Raw genomic sequence first — 18,172 nt, 5'->3', positions numbered from 1 at the left:
AGGTTATTCTAATGCTAATTTCTTCATCACATGATTCCATACCTGTCGGTAAGGATATGATGAAGATAACAAAAACTTAATACGCCTAGTATTACGGATAATTACTACCCCAATTTTTAATAATTTTAAACGTATTGTACCTATTTGTGCTTTTGCTAATGCACTACCTTGTAATAAATTACCTCTGATATATTCTACTAAAGTGTATGCAAGACCCGATAAAATCATTCTGAGCTGATTAGCCCACCATCTATGACAAGAAGTACGATCTGCAAATAATTCTAGTTGTTGCTCTTTTATACGGTTTTCCATATCACCACGACCACAGTAAACTTTGTCGTATAAATCTTCAGGTTTATCTGATAAATTAGTTACTATATACCTTGGATTTTCTCCAAGCATTGTCATTTCTGCCTTACCAATTATTCTACGTTCATGACTCCAACTACCAGCCTTATATGGAAACTCACTAAAAAGACGTTGCTTTTCTTGGGTTATAATAAATGCTGCTTTTGACTTCTCCATTGTAGGTTTCAGTAACTCATTTAGTCTGTTATTTTGGGGCATTCCTACAATATATTTTATATTATGAATATCACACCAATCAAACATCTGATGACGACAAAATCCACTATCACCACGAAAAATAATCTTTACCTCTGGCCAAGCTTGGCGAAAACGTTTTACTAACAATGATAATATTGCCCAAGAATGTTTTGCTTGATCCTGCTTTGACGTCCTAAGATAACTAACTAACAGATGCTTTCCACAAAAAACATACAAAGGTAAAAAGCAATTATGACCGTAATAACCATGATAAAACTTACCTTCCTGTTGCCCATGAATTTCATCATCCGTAGCATCAAAATCAAGTATTAGCTGCTTTGGTACTATTTTATGAGACTTAATAAATTTATCAAGCATTAGTTCATGCACTTTAATTGCAAAGTGTCTATCAGCATTGTTTTCTATACGACATAAGGTAGAACTACTTGCCATATCATCAATTGTTTCCATAGCTGTTTGCATAGCAGGACATTTTCGTAGATAATTGTGGTCATTTAAATCTTCATAACCTAATGCAATACCATAAATTCGTTGCCTCAGCATTGTTGCCATATTATGGGTAATTTTACTACCATCTCGTCTATCAGGAAATATTTTAGCAAGCTCCTCTGTTATACCAAGCCTTTTATCTGCTTCTCTTAATAACAACACACCTCCATCGCTACTAATATCACCTCCAGTGAAATTTATCTCTATTGTCCGATTTTTTACTTTGGAAAACTGGTAACTATATGCTATACAATTTGTCATGACAAAATCCTTTGTATTATTCTAATGAAATACCAGTATTATACAGCTTTACGAGGATTTTGTCTCCTATATCTCATGCAATATCCGGGTTAGTTATCTTAGGACGTCAAAGCAGGATCAAGCAAAACATTCTTGGGCAATATTATCATTGTTAGTAAAACGTTTTCGCCAAGCTTGGCCAGAGGTAAAGATTATTTTTCGTGGTGATAGTGGATTTTGTCGTCATCAGATGTTTGATTGGTGTGATATTCATAATATAAAATATATTGTAGGAATGCCCCAAAATAACAGACTAAATGAGTTACTGAAACCTACAATGGAGAAGTCAAAAGCAGCATTTATTATAACCCAAGAAAAGCAACGTCTTTTTAGTGAGTTTCCATATAAGGCTGGTAGTTGGAGTCATGAACGTAGAATAATTGGTAAGGCAGAAATGACAATGCTTGGAGAAAATCCAAGGTATATAGTAACTAATTTATCAGATAAACCTGAAGATTTATACGACAAAGTTTACTGTGGTCGTGGTGATATGGAAAACCGTATAAAAGAGCAACAACTAGAATTATTTGCAGATCGTACTTCTTGTCATAGATGGTGGGCTAATCAGCTCAGAATGATTTTATCGGGTCTTGCATACACTTTAGTAGAATATATCAGAGGTAATTTATTACAAGGTAGTGCATTAGCAAAAGCACAAATAGGTACAATACGTTTAAAATTATTAAAAATTGGGGTAGTAATTATCCGTAATACTAGGCGTATTAAGTTTTTGTTATCTTCATCATATCCTTACCGACAGGTATGGAATCATGTGATGAAGAAATTAGCATTAGAATAACCTAGATTAGCACTGTTCCCGGTGCTTAGAAAAAATGGGGTAAGGGGCATTACATCTAAAATTTGAAAATAACGGCTTCAAAGCACTTTTTGGCAAAATTTTTACAAAAGTATCATTGCTAATATTATAAATTACTCAATTTCTTACTTTAAATCTCACTTCATGCAATATCCGGGTTAGTAGAATATATCAGAGGTAATTTATTACAAGGTAGTGCATTAGCAAAAGCACAAATAGGTACAATACGTTTAAAATTATTAAAAATTGGGGTAGTAATTATCCGTAATACTAGGCGTATTAAGTTTTTGTTATCTTCATCATATCCTTACCGACAGGTATGGAATCATGTGATGAAGAAATTAGCATTAGAATAACCTAGATTAGCACTGTTCCCGGTGCTTAGAAAAAATGGGGTAAGGGGCATTACATCTAAAATTTGAAAATAACGGCTTCAAAGCACTTTTTGGCAAAATTTTTACAAAAGTATCATTGCTAATATTATAAATTACTCAATTTCTTACTTTAAATCTCACTTCATGCAATATCCGGGCTAAAATAAAGTCTGCAAGTATATTGCGTGGTGCGACACGATGGCACTAAAATAAAGTCTGCAAGTATATTGCGGCTAGGTTGCATTTAGACCTAATTACTATTATTGCGGTGTAAGGTTGGTAACGACCTTGTGCTAAGCGCAATAAGAAGCCTAACTAAAGTACTAATCTGGATAGGAAATAGGGGCAAAGTAAAGTTAAAATTGGTTAAACGAAAGTGAATCTTTGTTTGGAAAATATCGTAAATATAAAAGCAGATACTCCAGATAATATCTGTTATAGGGATAAAGCTGAAAAGCTTAGCTGTAAGAAGGCACACGCGACCTTCTTTAAAAATGCCAGTTCCCCGGTATAAAGAAGGTAACCAACTTAACGCATCTTTAATTAGTGAAACGTGGTAAGCCTATTATTTGGCAACTGATAGTAGGTAAGAGAGGTCTTAAAAAGCTAATGACACTAAGTCGAAAGACTACAGGAATACATAACTGGGTGTATAGGCACTATGTGCTAATCAGAAATGATGCTGACTTAAGACTGGTGATTTACCCTAAATAAGTAAACAAGATTATGAATTATATTGGAAAAGTTAGATGCTAAACGCAAATGTAACAATTAAGACTAATGATAATAATAATTCCGAGCAAATCCATTGGTATGATGTGGCTATAGTATTCCGGACAGTTAGTATGAGACAATATTAACAGAAAGGAAATACAGTATGACAAAACAAAAATGTATTCTATCCCGGATATTGCATGAAGTGAGATTTAAAGTAAGAAATTGAGTAATTTATAATATTAGCAATGATACTTTTGTAAAAATTTTGCCAAAAAGTGCTTTGAAGCCGTTATTTTCAAATTTTAGATGTAATGCCCCTTACCCCATTTTTTCTAAGCACCGGGAACAGTGCTAATCTAGGTTATTCTAATGCTAATTTCTTCATCACATGATTCCATACCTGTCGGTAAGGATATGATGAAGATAACAAAAACTTAATACGCCTAGTATTACGGATAATTACTACCCCAATTTTTAATAATTTTAAACGTATTGTACCTATTTGTGCTTTTGCTAATGCACTACCTTGTAATAAATTACCTCTGATATATTCTACTAAAGTGTATGCAAGACCCGATAAAATCATTCTGAGCTGATTAGCCCACCATCTATGACAAGAAGTACGATCTGCAAATAATTCTAGTTGTTGCTCTTTTATACGGTTTTCCATATCACCACGACCACAGTAAACTTTGTCGTATAAATCTTCAGGTTTATCTGATAAATTAGTTACTATATACCTTGGATTTTCTCCAAGCATTGTCATTTCTGCCTTACCAATTATTCTACGTTCATGACTCCAACTACCAGCCTTATATGGAAACTCACTAAAAAGACGTTGCTTTTCTTGGGTTATAATAAATGCTGCTTTTGACTTCTCCATTGTAGGTTTCAGTAACTCATTTAGTCTGTTATTTTGGGGCATTCCTACAATATATTTTATATTATGAATATCACACCAATCAAACATCTGATGACGACAAAATCCACTATCACCACGAAAAATAATCTTTACCTCTGGCCAAGCTTGGCGAAAACGTTTTACTAACAATGATAATATTGCCCAAGAATGTTTTGCTTGATCCTGCTTTGACGTCCTAAGATAACTAACTAACAGATGCTTTCCACAAAAAACATACAAAGGTAAAAAGCAATTATGACCGTAATAACCATGATAAAACTTACCTTCCTGTTGCCCATGAATTTCATCATCCGTAGCATCAAAATCAAGTATTAGCTGCTTTGGTACTATTTTATGAGACTTAATAAATTTATCAAGCATTAGTTCATGCACTTTAATTGCAAAGTGTCTATCAGCATTGTTTTCTATACGACATAAGGTAGAACTACTTGCCATATCATCAATTGTTTCCATAGCTGTTTGCATAGCAGGACATTTTCGTAGATAATTGTGGTCATTTAAATCTTCATAACCTAATGCAATACCATAAATTCGTTGCCTCAGCATTGTTGCCATATTATGGGTAATTTTACTACCATCTCGTCTATCAGGAAATATTTTAGCAAGCTCCTCTGTTATACCAAGCCTTTTATCTGCTTCTCTTAATAACAACACACCTCCATCGCTACTAATATCACCTCCAGTGAAATTTATCTCTATTGTCCGATTTTTTACTTTGGAAAACTGGTAACTATATGCTATACAATTTGTCATGACAAAATCCTTTGTATTATTCTAATGAAATACCAGTATTATACAGCTTTACGAGGATTTTGTCTCCTATATCTCATGCAATATCCGGGCTAGAGTAAGAGGGGATGACAAGCAAAAAGCAGCTAGATGCATTAATTATCGTCATTTAATTAATAGCTTGGTACGTAAACCCGGAGCTTTTCGCTATTCTATTCTGCGGGATGACATACTACCAACTCCTATATATAAAAAAATTTGGTTGCTAATTGATCAACATTGTACACCACGTCAGGCTAATAAATTGATGGTAGGTATTTTAAAGCTTGCAGCAGATTATAACTGTGAGCAACAATTAGGAGAATTTGTTGTGTCATCCCTAATTAAAGGTAAGGTTCCTTGTTTAGGAACGTTACAAAACCGATATCAACCTTGTATGAAGTTAGTACCTCCTCCTGTAGAAATTAAGCAACATTCACTACAAACATATAATCATCTTTTGCCTTCATTTTTAGTAAGAGAGGTTAGCCATGCATAATGCTACAGCACTACCTATACTTTTAAAAGAGTTACGTCTACCTACTATACTTGAATTATGGCAATCGATTTTACAAAAAGCAGAGCATGAGGGATGGGATTATACTAAGTTTTTATCTATCCTTTTTGAATACGAAGTAGAAGCTCGTCAGAGGAAAAAGATTCAAACTTATTTAAGAAAAGCTCATCTACCGGTAGGTAAATCTTTAGCTACTTTTGATTTTAGTCAGGTTCAAACTTTAAATAAAGCAAAAGTAGATGACCTAGCTTGTAATATTAGTTGGGTTAAGCGAGCCGAAAATTTATTAGTTTTTGGTCCATCCGGGGTAGGAAAAAGTCATTTAGTTGCTGCACTAGGGTATGCATTGGTAGAAAAAAATATCAGAGTACTCTTTACTTCCCCCACTAAGCTTGTTCAAAATCTGCAAGCCTCTCGTCGAGATTGTCGCCTTCCGGCAGAACTTGCTAAACTTGATAAATATGATGTTATTATCCTTGATGATATAGGATATGTACGTAAGGATGAAGCTGAAACGCATGTTTTGTTCGAACTGATTGCTCAGCGATATGAATCAGGGAGTCTTATTGTTACATCTAATCAGCCTTTTAGTGAATGGGATAGTATTTTTGCTACAAACTCTATGACTGTAGCAGCTATCGATAGGCTAATTCATCATTCTACGATTCTAGAAATTAATTCTGAAAGTTATAGGAAAAAACATGCTCTTAAACAAACTTAATACTTACAGAAAAACAATTATAAAATCAAGTATGACACAAATTTAACGTTGTTATATCTAGAATTTAAACTTAAGTAAATATTCCAATATTATAAAGCATTAACAAAAAGGAGGCTTATCCCGGATATTGCATGAGATATAGGAGACAAAATCCTCGTAAAGCTGTATAATACTGGTATTTCATTAGAATAATACAAAGGATTTTGTCATGACAAATTGTATAGCATATAGTTACCAGTTTTCCAAAGTAAAAAATCGGACAATAGAGATAAATTTCACTGGAGGTGATATTAGTGATGGAGGTGTGTTGTTATTAAGAGAAGCAGATAAAAGGCTTGGTATAACAGAGGAGCTTGCTAAAATATTTCCTGATAGACGAGATGGTAGTAAAATTACCCATAATATGGCAACAATGCTGAGGCAACGAATTTATGGTATTGCATTAGGTTATGAAGATTTAAATGACCACAATTATCTACGAAAATGTCCTGCTATGCAAACAGCTATGGAAACAATTGATGATATGGCAAGTAGTTCTACCTTATGTCGTATAGAAAACAATGCTGATAGACACTTTGCAATTAAAGTGCATGAACTAATGCTTGATAAATTTATTAAGTCTCATAAAATAGTACCAAAGCAGCTAATACTTGATTTTGATGCTACGGATGATGAAATTCATGGGCAACAGGAAGGTAAGTTTTATCATGGTTATTACGGTCATAATTGCTTTTTACCTTTGTATGTTTTTTGTGGAAAGCATCTGTTAGTTAGTTATCTTAGGACGTCAAAGCAGGATCAAGCAAAACATTCTTGGGCAATATTATCATTGTTAGTAAAACGTTTTCGCCAAGCTTGGCCAGAGGTAAAGATTATTTTTCGTGGTGATAGTGGATTTTGTCGTCATCAGATGTTTGATTGGTGTGATATTCATAATATAAAATATATTGTAGGAATGCCCCAAAATAACAGACTAAATGAGTTACTGAAACCTACAATGGAGAAGTCAAAAGCAGCATTTATTATAACCCAAGAAAAGCAACGTCTTTTTAGTGAGTTTCCATATAAGGCTGGTAGTTGGAGTCATGAACGTAGAATAATTGGTAAGGCAGAAATGACAATGCTTGGAGAAAATCCAAGGTATATAGTAACTAATTTATCAGATAAACCTGAAGATTTATACGACAAAGTTTACTGTGGTCGTGGTGATATGGAAAACCGTATAAAAGAGCAACAACTAGAATTATTTGCAGATCGTACTTCTTGTCATAGATGGTGGGCTAATCAGCTCAGAATGATTTTATCGGGTCTTGCATACACTTTAGTAGAATATATCAGAGGTAATTTATTACAAGGTAGTGCATTAGCAAAAGCACAAATAGGTACAATACGTTTAAAATTATTAAAAATTGGGGTAGTAATTATCCGTAATACTAGGCGTATTAAGTTTTTGTTATCTTCATCATATCCTTACCGACAGGTATGGAATCATGTGATGAAGAAATTAGCATTAGAATAACCTAGATTAGCACTGTTCCCGGTGCTTAGAAAAAATGGGGTAAGGGGCATTACATCTAAAATTTGAAAATAACGGCTTCAAAGCACTTTTTGGCAAAATTTTTACAAAAGTATCATTGCTAATATTATAAATTACTCAATTTCTTACTTTAAATCTCACTTCATGCAATATCCGGGATAGGTAACTAAAGAAATTACTGGAATTAGAATAAAAGAGGGATGTTTACTTATCTCTCTTTTTTAATATTTATAAGCTTTTTGAAGAGGAGTCTTGATATGCACCAGCTAACCCGGATATTGCATGAGATATAGGAGACAAAATCCTCGTAAAGCTGTATAATACTGGTATTTCATTAGAATAATACAAAGGATTTTGTCATGACAAATTGTATAGCATATAGTTACCAGTTTTCCAAAGTAAAAAATCGGACAATAGAGATAAATTTCACTGGAGGTGATATTAGTAGCGATGGAGGTGTGTTGTTATTAAGAGAAGCAGATAAAAGGCTTGGTATAACAGAGGAGCTTGCTAAAATATTTCCTGATAGACGAGATGGTAGTAAAATTACCCATAATATGGCAACAATGCTGAGGCAACGAATTTATGGTATTGCATTAGGTTATGAAGATTTAAATGACCACAATTATCTACGAAAATGTCCTGCTATGCAAACAGCTATGGAAACAATTGATGATATGGCAAGTAGTTCTACCTTATGTCGTATAGAAAACAATGCTGATAGACACTTTGCAATTAAAGTGCATGAACTAATGCTTGATAAATTTATTAAGTCTCATAAAATAGTACCAAAGCAGCTAATACTTGATTTTGATGCTACGGATGATGAAATTCATGGGCAACAGGAAGGTAAGTTTTATCATGGTTATTACGGTCATAATTGCTTTTTACCTTTGTATGTTTTTTGTGGAAAGCATCTGTTAGTTAGTTATCTTAGGACGTCAAAGCAGGATCAAGCAAAACATTCTTGGGCAATATTATCATTGTTAGTAAAACGTTTTCGCCAAGCTTGGCCAGAGGTAAAGATTATTTTTCGTGGTGATAGTGGATTTTGTCGTCATCAGATGTTTGATTGGTGTGATATTCATAATATAAAATATATTGTAGGAATGCCCCAAAATAACAGACTAAATGAGTTACTGAAACCTACAATGGAGAAGTCAAAAGCAGCATTTATTATAACCCAAGAAAAGCAACGTCTTTTTAGTGAGTTTCCATATAAGGCTGGTAGTTGGAGTCATGAACGTAGAATAATTGGTAAGGCAGAAATGACAATGCTTGGAGAAAATCCAAGGTATATAGTAACTAATTTATCAGATAAACCTGAAGATTTATACGACAAAGTTTACTGTGGTCGTGGTGATATGGAAAACCGTATAAAAGAGCAACAACTAGAATTATTTGCAGATCGTACTTCTTGTCATAGATGGTGGGCTAATCAGCTCAGAATGATTTTATCGGGTCTTGCATACACTTTAGTAGAATATATCAGAGGTAATTTATTACAAGGTAGTGCATTAGCAAAAGCACAAATAGGTACAATACGTTTAAAATTATTAAAAATTGGGGTAGTAATTATCCGTAATACTAGGCGTATTAAGTTTTTGTTATCTTCATCATATCCTTACCGACAGGTATGGAATCATGTGATGAAGAAATTAGCATTAGAATAACCTAGATTAGCACTGTTCCCGGTGCTTAGAAAAAATGGGGTAAGGGGCATTACATCTAAAATTTGAAAATAACGGCTTCAAAGCACTTTTTGGCAAAATTTTTACAAAAGTATCATTGCTAATATTATAAATTACTCAATTTCTTACTTTAAATCTCACTTCATGCAATATCCGGGTTAAAGCCTCTACCTGATTTGCTATATTTTTATCGAAAATTTTTGTAATACAATTTTCCGTAAGTGGTGTATCTTCAATAGTATCATGAAGAAGACTAGTTGTAATCATATAAGGTTTGTAAAGCTTAGGAGTTTCATATGCCATAAACTCGGCTAACATATAAGCCACTTCTATCGGGTGAGAATAATACGGGTCGCCTGATTGCCGCATTTGTGTGCCGTGATACTTTCGAGCGTAGTAAATACCCTTTTTAACTTCTCTAATATCTATCGGGTGTTTTACCAACCTGTTTAAATAGGTAATTTTATCCAATAGCTTTGCGGCATAACCGCACATTTCAAACTTTTCTTCCCAATAATTAATATCTTCCACAAAAATTAACTCAAATTTATTAGATTAATCCTTATAACATTTTCTATTGAAAATTTAACCCGGATATTGCATGAGATATAGGAGACAAAATCCTCGTAAAGCTGTATAATACTGGTATTTCATTAGAATAATACAAAGGATTTTGTCATGACAAATTGTATAGCATATAGTTACCAGTTTTCCAAAGTAAAAAATCGGACAATAGAGATAAATTTCACTGGAGGTGATATTAGTAGCGATGGAGGTGTGTTGTTATTAAGAGAAGCAGATAAAAGGCTTGGTATAACAGAGGAGCTTGCTAAAATATTTCCTGATAGACGAGATGGTAGTAAAATTACCCATAATATGGCAACAATGCTGAGGCAACGAATTTATGGTATTGCATTAGGTTATGAAGATTTAAATGACCACAATTATCTACGAAAATGTCCTGCTATGCAAACAGCTATGGAAACAATTGATGATATGGCAAGTAGTTCTACCTTATGTCGTATAGAAAACAATGCTGATAGACACTTTGCAATTAAAGTGCATGAACTAATGCTTGATAAATTTATTAAGTCTCATAAAATAGTACCAAAGCAGCTAATACTTGATTTTGATGCTACGGATGATGAAATTCATGGGCAACAGGAAGGTAAGTTTTATCATGGTTATTACGGTCATAATTGCTTTTTACCTTTGTATGTTTTTTGTGGAAAGCATCTGTTAGTTAGTTATCTTAGGACGTCAAAGCAGGATCAAGCAAAACATTCTTGGGCAATATTATCATTGTTAGTAAAACGTTTTCGCCAAGCTTGGCCAGAGGTAAAGATTATTTTTCGTGGTGATAGTGGATTTTGTCGTCATCAGATGTTTGATTGGTGTGATATTCATAATATAAAATATATTGTAGGAATGCCCCAAAATAACAGACTAAATGAGTTACTGAAACCTACAATGGAGAAGTCAAAAGCAGCATTTATTATAACCCAAGAAAAGCAACGTCTTTTTAGTGAGTTTCCATATAAGGCTGGTAGTTGGAGTCATGAACGTAGAATAATTGGTAAGGCAGAAATGACAATGCTTGGAGAAAATCCAAGGTATATAGTAACTAATTTATCAGATAAACCTGAAGATTTATACGACAAAGTTTACTGTGGTCGTGGTGATATGGAAAACCGTATAAAAGAGCAACAACTAGAATTATTTGCAGATCGTACTTCTTGTCATAGATGGTGGGCTAATCAGCTCAGAATGATTTTATCGGGTCTTGCATACACTTTAGTAGAATATATCAGAGGTAATTTATTACAAGGTAGTGCATTAGCAAAAGCACAAATAGGTACAATACGTTTAAAATTATTAAAAATTGGGGTAGTAATTATCCGTAATACTAGGCGTATTAAGTTTTTGTTATCTTCATCATATCCTTACCGACAGGTATGGAATCATGTGATGAAGAAATTAGCATTAGAATAACCTAGATTAGCACTGTTCCCGGTGCTTAGAAAAAATGGGGTAAGGGGCATTACATCTAAAATTTGAAAATAACGGCTTCAAAGCACTTTTTGGCAAAATTTTTACAAAAGTATCATTGCTAATATTATAAATTACTCAATTTCTTACTTTAAATCTCACTTCATGCAATATCCGGGTTAAAGTAATAAATTGTAAGAGGGCACATTTTTTTAACCTTATAATATATAATGATTCTTAAATAATTTGAAATAAAACATTAAGCTAATTTAACTTTTTGCATGTCTGATCAGCTTATTAATCAGGTTAATAAGAATGGCGAGACAGCTTTAAGTTTAGCTACAAAAAATGGTTTAAAAAATATATGTGATTTATTAGAAAAAAAATATGAAGAACAGCAAACAAAATTTGAGCAACTAATTTTAGCGATAAAGGGAAACAAGGCAGAAGAGGCAGAGAGGCTAGTTAAGCAAATGGATGCACATATACTTAACAAGGTTACTACTAACGGCGATACGGCTTTAGCTTGGGCTGCTATGAAAAACTTAGAAAAGGTTTGTGAGCTACTTATTTCTAAAATGTCTGATCAGACTATTAATCACGTTGCTAATAGCGGCAATACGGCATTAATTGTGGCTGCTTGGAAAGGCTTAGAAAAGGTTTGTGTGCTGCTTATATCTAGAATGACCGAGGAGGCTATTAACCATATTGACGATGACGGCGATACGGCATTAACTTTGGCTGCGAGTTATGGCTTAGAAAAGATTTGTGAGCTACTAATACTTAAAATGACTGATCAGGCTATTAATCACGTTAATAATTACGGCGAGACAGCTTTAAGTTTAGCTCAACAAAAAGGTTTAAAAAATATATGTGATTTGTTAACTTTAAAATTAAGTGAACAAAATAAAACAAATATAGAAAAGGATTATGAAGAACAGCCAACAAAAATGCTTATAACTTCCGAAGACAATGAACTTAATGAAATAATAAGCCATCAAAATATAAATGATGATGCTACTATACTGGGCGTGGATTAGTGTATTTATGTAAATTGGAGCAATATATTTTTAACTAAGGAGGAAAATATGAAAGAGCTAATAGAGTATTTAGAAAAGAAAGGATTTATAGAGGAAGCTAATAGCTTACGAAACGGCGGCACTTCTCTTAAACTTTCTGAAAAAAATATAAAAGATGAAGAAGTTAAGGAAATTACCGAATTACTAGCCACAAATACTACTGTTACAACACTTAATTTTTTTGGTAACAAAATAGGTAATGCATGAGCTAAGGAAATTGCTAAACTGCTCAAAACTAATAGCACTATTACCTCGCTTGATCTTGGATATAATAATATCACAGGAGCAGGAACGAAAGAAATTGAGCAAGCTTTAAAAGTAAATACCACTCTTATTTTTCTTAATTTAGCATGGAATACTATAGAAGCGGCAGAGTATAAAAATATAAGTAACTAATTTTAGTTGCACATATATTAATAAATATGCTATATTAAGTTTTCAATTAGAAAGAATATTAAGTTGAGTTCAATAGATAAGCTTATAAAAAGATTAAAGTCAAAGCCGAAAGATTTTACATGGGATGAGCTAATTAGATTGCTTGGTAACTTAAACTTTGAAGAAATTTCAAAAGGTAAAACTGGTGGTTCTAGAAGAAAGTTTTATCATAGAAAAACAGGCTTAATTATTAACCTACACAAACCTCACCCTAAGCCAATCATAAAGCTCTATCTAATTGAAGAGATAATTAAAAAATTAGAAGAGGAAAGATTAATATGATAAAAAATGATTTTATAAGTTATAAAGGCTATTTAGGATCAGTACATTTTGATTCTTTAGAAGAGCTATTTTTTGGTAAAATAGAATTTATAAGAGATTTGATAAGTTACGAAGCATCTGATGCCAAATCTTTAATACTGTCATTTCATGAAGCTGTAGACAGTTATTTAGAAGATTGTAATATACTTGGTAAAACGCCTGATAAGCCATTTAAGGGCAGTTTTAACGTTAGAATTGATCCTGAATTACATAAAGAAGCAAGTTTATATGCTTTACAGCATGGGGATACTTTAAATGGAATAATTAAAAAAGCTTTAAATGAATTTATAAAATATAAATTGCAATACTGATTGATTTTATTTAAATTGCTTAAATCGCATTTAAACCCTGAAGTAGGAGAAAAATTTACGGTTAGTTTAGCCCACCATTGGGAGCAACAAGGTATAGAAAAAGGGATGTGAGCGTTCACGGGTTTTTGATTTTTATAATTTTTTATCACCATTAATATAAATTGATGTGAGAAAATCTACTATTACTTGAAAAATATGTAATCAAAAATTTAAAAAGGCATAAGTAATTACACCTGAAAATTTTAAAATCAAGCAAAATTTGAAAACCCGTGAACGCAAAAAGGGGCAAATCGCCACAATCTACTAAATAGAGTTATGCGACTTCCTTATAATTTTGGTCCTTATGCTCTCTTATTTTCTTTATAATGTTTAGCATATTTATCTAATAAAGCTCTAATCATTTTTTGATAAGGCACATGTGAAATAGACGCTTGAGATTTAAAAAATTCTACACTTTCTTTGCTTAAAGAAATCGTTACCTTTACTGAATCATTTTTTAGCAACAAATCCTTAGGAACTGGCAAAAAATCCTTTACTATTTTTACTTGTCCTATTTCACCGTCAGTATATTTTATTTTCTTGCTCATAAATCCTCTTACCTTTACGCCAATATCCTGCTCCAAAAATTCTTATATAATTATTTCTAAATTTTAAAATTATCCTATTTATATCTAAAAATGCTTTTTGAGCTTCATAAAAATTTACTTTATGCTTTTCGATATTAATTTTGTTTTTCTCTTCGTCCCATTCAAAAGAAGAATGCATATTTATAATAACCTGTTTTATACTAGATGTACATATGTTTATATGGGTCACAAAACATTTTTTTAAGAATAAATTTTTAGCAGGAAGCTAAAGCACTGTTTGAGTAAAAAGGCTTAAGCAGAGCCTGAATCAAGGCTATTCTATAGTTATTTAAAGTTTGCATTACGTACCGCGTTCCCCGCCAAAGTCTGCACTCTTCCTAATTTTAGTAAAATATATGTTAGATGACCGATTATTACTACTAATAATATCGCAATATTATGATTATTTCTTTCTCTAGTAGTAAAAAATTGTAATAACTTAATTACTACTTTCTCACTTTCAACAGTTATGCACTACGTCCCTCCTCGCAATGACGAAGCTTGGCAACAATTGATGTTACGTTAAATGTCCGCTCAAAAACTAGTAAAAAAGTTAAATTAACTTAATGTTTTACTTTAAATTATTAATAGAAAATGTTATAAAGATTAATCTAACAATTTAGGTTAATTTTTATGGAAGATATCCATTGCTGGGAAGAAAAGTTTGAGATGTGCGGTTATGCCGCAAGGCTATTGGAGCAAATTACTTCTTTAAACAGCTCAGTACAATATCCGATAGATCTTAGGGAAATTAAAAAGGGTATTTACTATGCTCGGAAATATCACGGCACACAAATGCGACAATCAGGTGACCCGTATTACTCCCATCCGATAGAAGTGGCTTATATGTTAGCCGAGTTTACGGCAGTTGAAGCTCCTAAACTTTTCATACCGAGTATGCTAAATGCCGCTTTATTACACGATACTATAGAAGACACACCCCTTACGGAAGGGGATATAGCCGTTATTTTTGATAAAGATATAGCAAATCATGTAGAAGGCTTAACTCGTATCAAACCCTATGGAAAAATCAGTGCCGAGGAAAGTTTAAATTTATTAATTCAACAAGGAAGGCATGAAACAGCACTTATAAAAATCTTTGATCGAGTACATAACATACAAACTTTAGGAGCTAAATCACCTGAGAAAGCTAGAAAAATAATAGATGAAACATTGATAAATTTCGTTGGGGTTGCTTTATATCTAGAAATTCCACAAATAATGCAATACTTAACTAATTTATGTTATCAAAATTTATCTATTAGCCCTTTACCTGATAAACATCAAATAATCTTTGAGGATAACTACCAGCTGCTTTTTCCAGTTTTTCAAAGTGATATAATCCAAACCAAAAACCTATAGTAACTGGAAGCAAGATAATTAATAATCCCCAATGACTAAAATACTCTATTAGGTAAATGATTCCAAAAGAAGTAATAACGTACATACTAGCACGTGATACTGCAAAGGAAAAACTGACATAGGTAAAACGCCTTAAAATAGGTAAATGTTTATAAAAAATTGGAAAGGCGGGGTTTATAAAACAACCAAATAACATAATAAAGGATTGAATTAAGAACACATGAAGCGGAGTACTAATATTGTAAAATAAATATGGACATGCTACGACAAAAATAGAAAATATTACGAATTTTATTTTGAGTATTTTTAAAGGGTATATTTTACAAGATAAATATATTAATAAAAAAGCACCTAATAATTCTACTATTGCGACAAGAAGGTTTTGATGAATAACTTGCTCAGCTGTATAACCAAATGAGTTTTTTAAAATGCCCCCACAATAAATATATGTTAAATAAAAACCGATAGGCCAGGCACAATCAGCTAGAAAAAAGGCTAAAATAGTTTTTTTATCCCCTTTCTCTTTATACCAAGGAAGGTTCTTTATTTTTTTTTCGTCAATATTAGCTTTTTCTAAAGTCCTTTTTAAGTGACGTTTTGCATCTACAAAATCTGGCGTCTCTCTTAGCCCGGATATTGCATGAGATATAGGAGACAAAATCCTCGTAAAGCTGTATAATACTGGTATTTCATTAGAATAATACAAAGGATTTTGTCATGACAAATTGTATAGCATATAGTTACCAGTTTTCCAAAGTAAAAAATCGGACAATAGAGATAAATTTCACTGGAGGTGATATTAGTAGCGATGGAGGTGTGTTGTTATTAAGAGAAGCAGATAAAAGGCTTGGTATAACAGAGGAGCTTGCTAAAATATTTCCTGATAGACGAGATGGTAGTAAAATTACCCATAATATGGCAACAATGCTGAGGCAACGAATTTATGGTATTGCATTAGGTTATGAAGATTTAAATGACCACAATTATCTACGAAAATGTCCTGCTATGCAAACAGCTATGGAAACAATTGATGATATGGCAAGTAGTTCTACCTTATGTCGTATAGAAAACAATGCTGATAGACACTTTGCAATTAAAGTGCATGAACTAATGCTTGATAAATTTATTAAGTCTCATAAAATAGTACCAAAGCAGCTAATACTTGATTTTGATGCTACGGATGATGAAATTCATGGGCAACAGGAAGGTAAGTTTTATCATGGTTATTACGGTCATAATTGCTTTTTACCTTTGTATGTTTTTTGTGGAAAGCATCTGTTAGTTAGTTATCTTAGGACGTCAAAGCAGGATCAAGCAAAACATTCTTGGGCAATATTATCATTGTTAGTAAAACGTTTTCGCCAAGCTTGGCCAGAGGTAAAGATTATTTTTCGTGGTGATAGTGGATTTTGTCGTCATCAGATGTTTGATTGGTGTGATATTCATAATATAAAATATATTGTAGGAATGCCCCAAAATAACAGACTAAATGAGTTACTGAAACCTACAATGGAGAAGTCAAAAGCAGCATTTATTATAACCCAAGAAAAGCAACGTCTTTTTAGTGAGTTTCCATATAAGGCTGGTAGTTGGAGTCATGAACGTAGAATAATTGGTAAGGCAGAAATGACAATGCTTGGAGAAAATCCAAGGTATATAGTAACTAATTTATCAGATAAACCTGAAGATTTATACGACAAAGTTTACTGTGGTCGTGGTGATATGGAAAACCGTATAAAAGAGCAACAACTAGAATTATTTGCAGATCGTACTTCTTGTCATAGATGGTGGGCTAATCAGCTCAGAATGATTTTATCGGGTCTTGCATACACTTTAGTAGAATATATCAGAGGTAATTTATTACAAGGTAGTGCATTAGCAAAAGCACAAATAGGTACAATACGTTTAAAATTATTAAAAATTGGGGTAGTAATTATCCGTAATACTAGGCGTATTAAGTTTTTGTTATCTTCATCATATCCTTACCGACAGGTATGGAATCATGTGATGAAGAAATTAGCATTAGAATAACCTAGATTAGCACTGTTCCCGGTGCTTAGAAAAAATGGGGTAAGGGGCATTACATCTAAAATTTGAAAATAACGGCTTCAAAGCACTTTTTGGCAAAATTTTTACAAAAGTATCATTGCTAATATTATAAATTACTCAATTTCTTACTTTAAATCTCACTTCATGCAATATCCGGGTTAGTTTAGTTCTTGCAAATCCGCCAACTAATGCAATCCCTCCACCAATCCAAAATGCTATGCGCCAATTAAACCCAAACGAAGTAACAAGAGAAGCCATACCTAAAGCTGCGAACCCTCCTAACACAAAACAACTTTCTAATATTGCTACAGCTGGGTATTGTATAGGTGGTTTGATTGATTCAGTTAGATAAAGGTCAGCACCTATTATTTCCCCCATAGAGGAGATACCTTGAATTACACGGCAAGCTGTCATTACCCACGCAGCTGTAACTCCTATTTCTGCAAAGGTTTGTAAGTTAGCCATAATAAAGCAAGATATAGCCATCATCGTTGTTGTTAATACTACGGTCGATTTACGACCTATATTATCACCAATCCAGCCAAATATTAAAGCTCCAATCGGTCGAAAAACAAATGTA

General features: G+C 32.9%; 20 protein-coding genes and 1 pseudogene. 14 read left to right on the top strand and 7 right to left on the bottom strand.

The annotated features are described in order from the left end of the window. Positions 1-3: 3 nt before the first annotated feature. Entirely contained in the window at positions 4-1,317 is a 1,314-nt protein-coding gene (locus tag AAGD48_RS08825; RefSeq protein ID WP_341789277.1) for an IS1380 family transposase, read from the bottom strand. Between the two features lie 148 nt (positions 1,318-1,465). Between AAGD48_RS08825 and AAGD48_RS08820 the strand changes: the two genes are divergently transcribed. Then, entirely contained in the window at positions 1,466-2,155 is a 690-nt protein-coding gene (locus tag AAGD48_RS08820; RefSeq protein ID WP_341789735.1) for an IS1380 family transposase, read from the top strand. Positions 2,156-2,307: 152 nt separating this feature from the next. Beyond that, positions 2,308-2,529 (top strand): transposase, encoded by a 222-nt coding sequence (locus tag AAGD48_RS10685; RefSeq protein WP_410526039.1) that lies wholly within the window; start codon positions 2,308-2,310, stop codon positions 2,527-2,529. Between the two features lie 1,096 nt (positions 2,530-3,625). Here AAGD48_RS10685 and AAGD48_RS08815 read toward each other — a convergent pair. Beyond that, the gene (locus AAGD48_RS08815; RefSeq protein WP_341789277.1) at positions 3,626-4,939 is read right to left on the bottom strand and encodes an IS1380 family transposase; all 1,314 of its coding nucleotides are present in this window, start codon (positions 4,937-4,939) and stop codon (positions 3,626-3,628) included. Between the two features lie 157 nt (positions 4,940-5,096). Here AAGD48_RS08815 and AAGD48_RS08810 point away from each other — a divergent pair, with 157 nt between their 5' ends. The 4 genes from AAGD48_RS08810 (at position 5,097) to AAGD48_RS08795 (ending at position 9,402) form a co-directional block, all read left to right on the top strand. Continuing rightward, positions 5,097-5,453: a hypothetical protein gene (locus AAGD48_RS08810; RefSeq protein ID WP_341789734.1), complete on the top strand. Its 357-nt coding sequence runs from the start codon at positions 5,097-5,099 to the stop codon at positions 5,451-5,453. Continuing rightward, positions 5,446-6,192 (top strand): IS21-like element helper ATPase IstB, encoded by a 747-nt coding sequence (gene istB, locus AAGD48_RS08805; RefSeq protein WP_341789733.1) that lies wholly within the window; start codon positions 5,446-5,448, stop codon positions 6,190-6,192. The genes AAGD48_RS08810 and istB overlap by 8 nt, the downstream gene beginning before the upstream one ends. Before the next feature lie 208 nt (positions 6,193-6,400). Continuing rightward, on the top strand, positions 6,401-7,711 hold the full coding sequence (locus tag AAGD48_RS08800) for an IS1380 family transposase (protein WP_341789732.1): 1,311 nt from the start codon (positions 6,401-6,403) through the stop codon (positions 7,709-7,711). A 377-nt stretch (positions 7,712-8,088) separates the two neighbouring features. Continuing rightward, a complete protein-coding gene (locus tag AAGD48_RS08795; protein ID WP_341789277.1) occupies positions 8,089-9,402 on the top strand; it encodes an IS1380 family transposase in 1,314 nt (437 codons plus the stop codon). Between the two features lie 168 nt (positions 9,403-9,570). On the opposite strand, the pseudogene AAGD48_RS08790 reads toward AAGD48_RS08795, so the two are convergent. After that, positions 9,571-9,951: pseudogene (locus AAGD48_RS08790) on the bottom strand (HD domain-containing protein); the annotation flags it as partial. 147 nt (positions 9,952-10,098) lie between these two features. On the opposite strand from AAGD48_RS08790, the gene AAGD48_RS08785 reads away from it, so the two are divergent. The 6 genes from AAGD48_RS08785 (at position 10,099) to AAGD48_RS08765 (ending at position 13,555) form a co-directional block, all read left to right on the top strand. After that, positions 10,099-11,412, top strand: a complete 1,314-nt coding sequence (locus AAGD48_RS08785) for an IS1380 family transposase (protein ID WP_341789277.1) — start codon at positions 10,099-10,101, stop codon at positions 11,410-11,412. A gap of 278 nt (positions 11,413-11,690) precedes the next feature. Beyond that, positions 11,691-12,449 (top strand): ankyrin repeat domain-containing protein, encoded by a 759-nt coding sequence (locus AAGD48_RS08780; RefSeq protein WP_341789731.1) that lies wholly within the window; start codon positions 11,691-11,693, stop codon positions 12,447-12,449. Between the two features lie 48 nt (positions 12,450-12,497). Next, positions 12,498-12,695 carry a hypothetical protein gene (locus AAGD48_RS08775; protein WP_341789730.1) on the top strand — a complete coding sequence of 66 codons (198 nt, stop codon included), beginning with the start codon at positions 12,498-12,500 and terminating at the stop codon, positions 12,693-12,695. 9 nt (positions 12,696-12,704) lie between these two features. Continuing rightward, positions 12,705-12,884, top strand: a complete 180-nt coding sequence (locus AAGD48_RS10680; protein ID WP_410526038.1) for a hypothetical protein — start codon at positions 12,705-12,707, stop codon at positions 12,882-12,884. Between the two features lie 63 nt (positions 12,885-12,947). After that, positions 12,948-13,205, top strand: a complete 258-nt coding sequence (locus AAGD48_RS08770) for a type II toxin-antitoxin system HicA family toxin (protein WP_341789729.1) — start codon at positions 12,948-12,950, stop codon at positions 13,203-13,205. Next, entirely contained in the window at positions 13,202-13,555 is a 354-nt protein-coding gene (locus AAGD48_RS08765) for a type II toxin-antitoxin system HicB family antitoxin (RefSeq protein ID WP_341789728.1), read from the top strand. Before AAGD48_RS08770 ends, AAGD48_RS08765 begins: the two co-directional genes overlap by 4 nt. Before the next feature lie 341 nt (positions 13,556-13,896). On the opposite strand, the gene AAGD48_RS08760 is transcribed toward AAGD48_RS08765, so the two are convergent. Next, on the bottom strand, positions 13,897-14,142 hold the full coding sequence (locus tag AAGD48_RS08760) for a CopG family transcriptional regulator (RefSeq protein ID WP_341789727.1): 246 nt from the start codon (positions 14,140-14,142) through the stop codon (positions 13,897-13,899). Continuing rightward, a complete protein-coding gene (locus AAGD48_RS08755; protein ID WP_341789726.1) occupies positions 14,117-14,320 on the bottom strand; it encodes a BrnT family toxin in 204 nt (67 codons plus the stop codon). Before AAGD48_RS08755 ends, AAGD48_RS08760 begins: the two co-directional genes overlap by 26 nt. 494 nt (positions 14,321-14,814) lie before the next feature. Between AAGD48_RS08755 and AAGD48_RS08750 the strand changes: the two genes are divergently transcribed. After that, positions 14,815-15,543: an HD domain-containing protein gene (locus tag AAGD48_RS08750; protein ID WP_341789725.1), complete on the top strand. Its 729-nt coding sequence runs from the start codon at positions 14,815-14,817 to the stop codon at positions 15,541-15,543. Here the strand turns inward: AAGD48_RS08750 and AAGD48_RS08745 are convergent. Next, positions 15,443-16,201, bottom strand: a complete 759-nt coding sequence (locus AAGD48_RS08745) for an MFS transporter (protein WP_341789724.1) — start codon at positions 16,199-16,201, stop codon at positions 15,443-15,445. The two genes, AAGD48_RS08750 and AAGD48_RS08745, sit on opposite strands and share 101 nt — an antisense overlap. A 59-nt stretch (positions 16,202-16,260) precedes the next feature. On the opposite strand from AAGD48_RS08745, the gene AAGD48_RS08740 reads away from it, so the two are divergent. Then, positions 16,261-17,574, top strand: coding sequence for an IS1380 family transposase (locus AAGD48_RS08740; RefSeq protein ID WP_341789277.1), 1,314 nt, complete (start codon positions 16,261-16,263; stop codon positions 17,572-17,574). 135 nt (positions 17,575-17,709) lie between these two features. Here the strand turns inward: AAGD48_RS08740 and AAGD48_RS08735 are convergent, their stop codons facing one another. After that, on the bottom strand, positions 17,710-18,153 hold the full coding sequence (locus AAGD48_RS08735; RefSeq protein ID WP_341790776.1) for an MFS transporter: 444 nt from the start codon (positions 18,151-18,153) through the stop codon (positions 17,710-17,712). Positions 18,154-18,172: the final 19 nt, after the last annotated feature.

Origin of the sequence: Rickettsia endosymbiont of Polydrusus tereticollis, from assembly GCF_964026385.1 — a bacterium.
Lineage (GTDB): Bacteria > Pseudomonadota > Alphaproteobacteria > Rickettsiales > Rickettsiaceae > Rickettsia.
The sequence above is the reverse complement of the archived record's forward strand: the minus strand, read 5'-3'. Positions and strand labels throughout refer to the sequence as shown.

Bases quoted from the DNA above. Each gene is read 5' to 3' on its own strand.
- AAGD48_RS08825 (WP_341789277.1), bottom strand. From the start codon at position 1,317: ATGACAAATTGTATAGCATATAGTTACCAGTTTTCCAAAGTAAAAAAT.
- AAGD48_RS08815 (WP_341789277.1), bottom strand. From the start codon at position 4,939: ATGACAAATTGTATAGCATATAGTTACCAGTTTTCCAAAGTAAAAAAT.
- istB (WP_341789733.1), top strand. From the start codon at position 5,446: ATGCATAATGCTACAGCACTACCTATACTTTTAAAAGAGTTACGTCTA.
- AAGD48_RS08800 (WP_341789732.1), top strand. From the start codon at position 6,401: ATGACAAATTGTATAGCATATAGTTACCAGTTTTCCAAAGTAAAAAAT.
- AAGD48_RS08795 (WP_341789277.1), top strand. From the start codon at position 8,089: ATGACAAATTGTATAGCATATAGTTACCAGTTTTCCAAAGTAAAAAAT.
- AAGD48_RS08785 (WP_341789277.1), top strand. From the start codon at position 10,099: ATGACAAATTGTATAGCATATAGTTACCAGTTTTCCAAAGTAAAAAAT.
- AAGD48_RS08780 (WP_341789731.1), top strand. From the start codon at position 11,691: ATGTCTGATCAGCTTATTAATCAGGTTAATAAGAATGGCGAGACAGCT.
- AAGD48_RS08775 (WP_341789730.1), top strand. From the start codon at position 12,498: ATGAAAGAGCTAATAGAGTATTTAGAAAAGAAAGGATTTATAGAGGAA.
- AAGD48_RS08765 (WP_341789728.1), top strand. From the start codon at position 13,202: ATGATAAAAAATGATTTTATAAGTTATAAAGGCTATTTAGGATCAGTA.
- AAGD48_RS08760 (WP_341789727.1), bottom strand. From the start codon at position 14,142: ATGAGCAAGAAAATAAAATATACTGACGGTGAAATAGGACAAGTAAAA.
- AAGD48_RS08755 (WP_341789726.1), bottom strand. From the start codon at position 14,320: ATGCATTCTTCTTTTGAATGGGACGAAGAGAAAAACAAAATTAATATC.
- AAGD48_RS08750 (WP_341789725.1), top strand. From the start codon at position 14,815: ATGGAAGATATCCATTGCTGGGAAGAAAAGTTTGAGATGTGCGGTTAT.
- AAGD48_RS08740 (WP_341789277.1), top strand. From the start codon at position 16,261: ATGACAAATTGTATAGCATATAGTTACCAGTTTTCCAAAGTAAAAAAT.